At 74.5% G+C, this 5148-nt stretch carries 4 protein-coding genes and 1 pseudogene; 1 reads left to right on the top strand and 4 read right to left on the bottom strand.

Annotated features, from left to right (window positions below):
- Window positions 1–1039: pseudogene (locus V7E45_RS38640) on the top strand (hypothetical protein); the annotation flags it as partial.
- 17 nt (window positions 1040–1056) lie between these two features.
- Here the strand turns inward: V7E45_RS38640 and V7E45_RS38635 are convergent.
- The 4 genes from V7E45_RS38635 to V7E45_RS38620 all read right to left on the bottom strand — a co-directional run bounded on the left by V7E45_RS38635 (window position 1057) and on the right by V7E45_RS38620 (window position 5124).
- Entirely contained in the window at window positions 1057–3645 is a 2589-nt protein-coding gene (locus tag V7E45_RS38635) for a SpoIIE family protein phosphatase (RefSeq protein WP_333778957.1), read from the bottom strand.
- 250 nt (window positions 3646–3895) lie between these two features.
- Window positions 3896–4324 (bottom strand): ATP-binding protein, encoded by a 429-nt coding sequence (locus tag V7E45_RS38630; protein ID WP_333778956.1) that lies wholly within the window; start codon window positions 4322–4324, stop codon window positions 3896–3898.
- Between the two features lie 149 nt (window positions 4325–4473).
- Window positions 4474–4902, bottom strand: a complete 429-nt coding sequence (locus tag V7E45_RS38625; RefSeq protein ID WP_333778955.1) for a (deoxy)nucleoside triphosphate pyrophosphohydrolase — start codon at window positions 4900–4902, stop codon at window positions 4474–4476.
- Window positions 4903–4932: 30 nt separating this feature from the next.
- Window positions 4933–5124: an SPOR domain-containing protein gene (locus V7E45_RS38620; RefSeq protein WP_317445197.1), complete on the bottom strand. Its 192-nt coding sequence runs from the start codon at window positions 5122–5124 to the stop codon at window positions 4933–4935.
- Window positions 5125–5148 lie beyond the last annotated feature (24 nt).

Here is a 5148-nt window from a genome sequence, read left to right as displayed (position 1 = left end):
GCTGGACGCCGCGGCGGCCGAGCTGGACCGGCTGCGGGGGCTCGAACAGGGGATGGGCGGGGCGCTCGAGGTCGCCGAGCGCCGCTTCCGGGAGCTGACCGCGCGCACGGCGGCGGCCCAGCGCACCGCGGCGGGGCTGCGCGAGTGGTACGCGCTCTCGGCCGGTGCCGCGGTCGCCGGTCACGTCGAACAGGCGAAGGACCGGCTGGTGTTCGCCACCTCACGGCTCAACGAGGCTCGGCAGGCCGCCGATTCGGGTGACATGACGCGTGCCGTCCGGCATCTGCGTGCCGCCGAGGGCGGGGTGTTCCAGGCCGGTGTCCTGGTGGGCGGGGTGGAGCGGCTCGCGGCGGAACTCGCGGAGGCGGCCGCGCTGGTGCCGGCCGCGCTGACCGGCGGGGAGGCGGAGATCGCCGAGGCGCGGAAGAACGGCGGGCGTACCTCCCTGGCCACCGGTGATCTGCACGCCCGGCTCGCGCACGCCGACGGGGTGCTGGCCGCCGTGCGTACGGAGCTGACCCGCGGGCCGTACGACCCCCTGGACGCCCTGCGCCGCGTCGCACGGGCCGTGGAGCGGCTGGAGGTGGGGCGGTCCGGGGCGGTGTCGGCGGCCGCCCTGCTGGTGGCGCGCAGTCAGGTCGGGGTGGCGCGGGACTTCGTCGCCGTGCACCGCGGCGCGGTGGGTGCCGAGGCGCGGGCCGTGCTGGCGGAGGCGGTACGGGCGCTGGACCCGGACGGCGGCGGCCACGCCGACGAGGCCGACCGCCTCGCCGGGCAGGCGCGTGACCTGGCCGAACGGGATGTGCGGGCGCACGGCAGCCCCTGGGCCGAGGTGGCCGGGCAGGCCGTCGGCCTGTCGGGGGCCGTCCTCGGCGGGATCCTGCTGACCGAGGAGCCCGAAGCGGGCCCGCCGGTGAGCTTCGGCGGCCCGGGGACACGGGGCCGCCGCCGTCTGCCGGAGCCGGACGCGTCGGCCGAGCCGGTCGAGCCGGTCGAGCCGGTCGAGCCGCCCGGGGACCCGGCGGCCGGAAGGGACTGAGCGGCAGAAGGGACCGGTCAGAAGAGGCTGAGCAATGCCTCCGCCGGGTCCGTGAGGCCGTGTTCGCCACCGGGCAGCGGGAGTTCGAACCAGACGGTCTTGCCGCGCGGGGTGCGGCGCGAGCCCCAGGCCGCGCTGAGCAGGCCGACCAGTTGCAGGCCCCGGCCGCCCTCGTCCGTGTCCCGGGCGCGCCGCCGGCGGGGCTGCACCAGGCCGGAGTCCCAGACCTCGCAGACGAGCGTGCGGTCCAGCAGCAGCCGTAGCCGTATCTCACCCTCCCCGTACCGCAGCGCGTTGGTCACCAGCTCGCTGACCAGCAGCTCCGTCGTGTCGACCAGGGGTTCCAGGTCCCAGCCGACCAGTTGTGCGCGGGCGTACTCGCGGGCCCGCCCCACGCTGCGCGGTTCGCGCGGCAGCGTCCAGTCGCCGACGGACTCGGCGGGCAGGCCCTGGACCCGGGCCATCAGCAGGGCGATGTCGTCCTCGCCGTGGTGGGTGTCGAGGGTGCTGAGGACGTGGTCGCAGACGTCCTCGAGGGGCCGGGAGGGATCGGTGAGCGCCCCCACGAAGGCCTGCAGGCCCTCGTCCAGGGGGTGGTCGCGGGATTCGACCAGGCCGTCGGTGTAGAGGGCGAGCAGGGCGCCCTCCGGGAGTTCGACCTCGACCTCCTCGAAGGGCTCGCCGCCGACGCCCAGGGGCATCCCCGGCGGGACGTCGAGCATGAGGGCCGCCTCGCCGGGTTCCACCAGGACGGGGGGCAGGTGGCCGGCGTTGGCGAACGTACATCGCCGGGTGACGGAGTCGTAGACGGCGTACACACAGGTCGCCAGGTAGACCTCGGAGAGGTCGGCGTCGCGTGGCTGGCGGGCCGCGCGGGTGGCCTGCTGGACCCCGCCGGGGGTGCCGAGGCCGCGGGCGATCTCGTCCAGCGCGGAGAGCACCTCGGCCGGTTCGAGGTCGAGCAGTGCCAGCGTGCGCACGGCGGTGCGCAGTTCGCCCATGGCGACCGCGGCGCGCAGCCCCCGGCCCATGACGTCGCCCACCACCAGGGCGGTGCGGTGGCCGGGGAGTTCGATGACGTCGAACCAGTCGCCGCCGACCTCGGTGGCCGCGTTGCCGGGCAGGTAGCGGCAGGCGATGTCGAGGCCGGACGCCTCGGGGTCGCCGGGCGGGAGCAGGGACCGCTGCAGTATCAGCGCGCGTTCGTGCTCGCGGCGGTACAGGCGGGCGTTGTCGATGCAGACGGCGGCGCGTGCGGCGAGTTCGACGGCGAGGTCCCGGTCGCGGTCGCCGAACGGCTCGCTGCCCTTGGTGCGGGAGAACCGCGCGAGGCCCACGACGGTGTCGTGGGCGACCATCGGCACGGCGAGCGTGGACTGCACCAGGCCGCCGTCCTCGGCGGGCACGTGCTGCGGACGGGCGGTGCGCAGGGCGTCCGCGCACGGCGAGTTGAACGGGAAGTGGTGGACCGCGCCGACCTCGACACGGTCCCCCGTGCCGGTGAAGGGGGCGTCCGAGACGGCGCTCGCGAAGGCGACCCGGCGCAGCTCCGCGCTGCCGTCGGCGAGTCCGGGCGGAGCCTCGTCACCGGCGAGCAGGCCCTGGTAGAGGTCGACGGTGGCGAGGTCGCAGAATCCGGGGACGACCACGTCGAGGAGTTCGCGTGCCGTGGTCTCAAGGTCGAGCGAGTTCCCTATCCGGGCGCCGGCCTCGTTGAGCAGGGCGAGGTTGCGCCGGGCGGCGGCCGCCTCGCGGGCGGCGGCGCGGCGGGCGGTGATGTCGGTGCCGAGCCAGGCGATGCCGATGGGCCGGCCGCTGCCGCTGTGCACGCGGTAGAGGTTTACGGACCAGTGCCGGCGTTCGTCGGAGCCCGGGACGTAGCCCGTCACGTGCATGTCGGTGATGGAGTCGCCGCTCTCCAGCACCCGGCGCAGGGTGGCCGAAACGCGCTCCGCCTCACCGCGCGCCAGATAGTCGTGAACTCCCTTGCCACGGTGGTCGTCCGGTGATCCGCCGAAGATGGAGGCGAAACGCATGTTGGCGCGGCGCACCCGGAGGTCGGCGTCGATCAGCAGGAAGCCGAACGGGGATTGACCGAATATCGCCTGTGAGGCGGCGAGGTCGGTCTCGATGCTGCGCAGGGTGCGGACGTCCACGACGATGCAGACGGCGGCCTTGTCGCCCTCGGCGGTCCGGGTCGGCATGACGTAGACCTCGGCGAGCCCCTCCTCGCCGCGGCTGCCGTCCGGCTGGTCCGGCATCCGGAAGGGGACCACCCCGGTCCACTCCCGCCCGTCGAGGATCTCGGCCATCTTGCGCTGGCCGCGCTCGCGCAGATCGGAGTCGACGAAGGCCTCGATCGGGTCCATGCCGACGGCGCGTTCGGCGGGGATCCCGAAGAGCTGCTCGGCGCGCAGGCTCCACTGGTCCACCAGCCCGCCGGGGTTGATGGAGAAGGAGGCGACCCGGATGTAGTCGTAGATCGAGCCGGGCGGACTGCTCTGCCACATGGCGTCGCCGGGTGCCACGCCCGCTTCCGCGGCCTGGCTCCTCGCGCCGCCCGACGGGTCCTCGGACTCCGTGGCCTTCGCTGGTATCTCGCTCACGCGAACCGTCCCCTCCAGCTCACCGCGTCCGGCACCGGTCACCGGGGGCGGCTGCCCGCAGTATCCAGCACTACGGTGCCGCGCGACACGGTGTTCACGATCACAGGTCGGTCCAGGCGTTTTCCGGACCGGACCGCGACAACACTCCCAGTCTTCTAACCAGGGAACACGCCCTCGAATCACGCGCTTGCGACCCGGTCCCGGACCCGCGCCGCGCGGTGGACGGCGCGCGGTGCGGTGTACACCGGGTTCACCCGGGCAGCGCCAGTTCGAACCAGACGGTCTTTCCGGTGCTGCCGGGCCGGGTGCCCCAGCGCAGCGAGGAGTCCGCGACCAGTTGCAGGCCGCGGCCGTTCTCGTCCTCGGCGTGGGCGACGCGCTCGCGCGGCGGGTCCGGAAGCGGGTCGGAGACCTCGACCAGCAGCGCGCCGTCGCGCCCGGCCTCGCGCACCAGCCGTACGCCGATGGGCCCGGTGGCGTGCCGCAGCGAGTTCGTCACCAACTCGCTGACCAGCAGGGCGGCGAGGTCGGCGAGGCAGTCGAGGTGCCAGCCGTGCAACTGGCCGCGGACCGCGGCACGGGCGGTGCGCACGGCGCCCGGCTCCGCGGGAAAGGTCCACTCGGCGCAGTCGCCTTCGGTGTCGATCACGCCGATCACTTCCCAGGCCAGCGAGCCCACCCATGTCCGGTTTCGTGGGGTTAATGGGGACATACCCGGTATCCCGAGGCCCTTACCGCGCGAGCGGGCGCACTGTGGCACGAACGGCGTACCAGGTGCTCCGTGTGACCGGCGCGCACCACGGGCCCGTCGGGGCCCGCCGCCGGTCGCTACGGCCTGCCGCCGCCCGGCGCGGCCGGGAAGCCGGCCAGCGCGCCGGCCTCGCGCACCGCGGCCACGTCCTGGTCCAGCCACGGCACGTCCCAGAGTTCGGCGGGAGTCAGCCAGCGCAGCCGGTCGTGGTCCTGGAGGGGCCGGGGGGCGGCGGAGCCGGGACGCAGCCGGGCGGTCCACACCCGCAGTACGTACGGCGGTCTCAAGGGCCACTCCCCCGGGACCCGCTCGACTGGCTCGGCGTCCACGCCGAGTTCCTCGCGCAGTTCGCGCACCAGGGCGTCCTCGGGACGCTCGCCGGTCTCGACCTTGCCGCCGGGCAGCTCCCAGCGCCCGGCCAGCTCGGCGGGCGCGCTGCGGCGGGCGGCCAGCAGCCGGCCGTCGTCGAGCAGGGCGGCGCCCACCACCACGATCCGTTCGGTCATGGGGCGGAGCCTACGTGAGGGCGCCGGTGGTCAGTTGTGGGCGCCGTCCCCGTTCTGGGCGATGCGCTCGACCCAGTAGAGCTGCTTGTGGCCACGGTCGTCGAGGCTGTCGGCGATCTTCTGGGCCTCGGCCCGGGTCGCGTACCGTCCCACGCGGTAGCGATTGCCGTTGTCGTCCTGCCGTATCACGATCCAGGGCAGGGAGACCGTGCCCTCACTCATCGCCCCCACCGTTCCTTCTCGCAC

Origin of the sequence: Streptomyces sp. IBSBF 3136 (assembly GCF_036815105.1) — a bacterium.
Classification (GTDB): domain Bacteria; phylum Actinomycetota; class Actinomycetes; order Streptomycetales; family Streptomycetaceae; genus Streptomyces.
The sequence above is the reverse complement of the archived record's forward strand: the minus strand, read 5'-3'. Positions and strand labels throughout refer to the sequence as shown.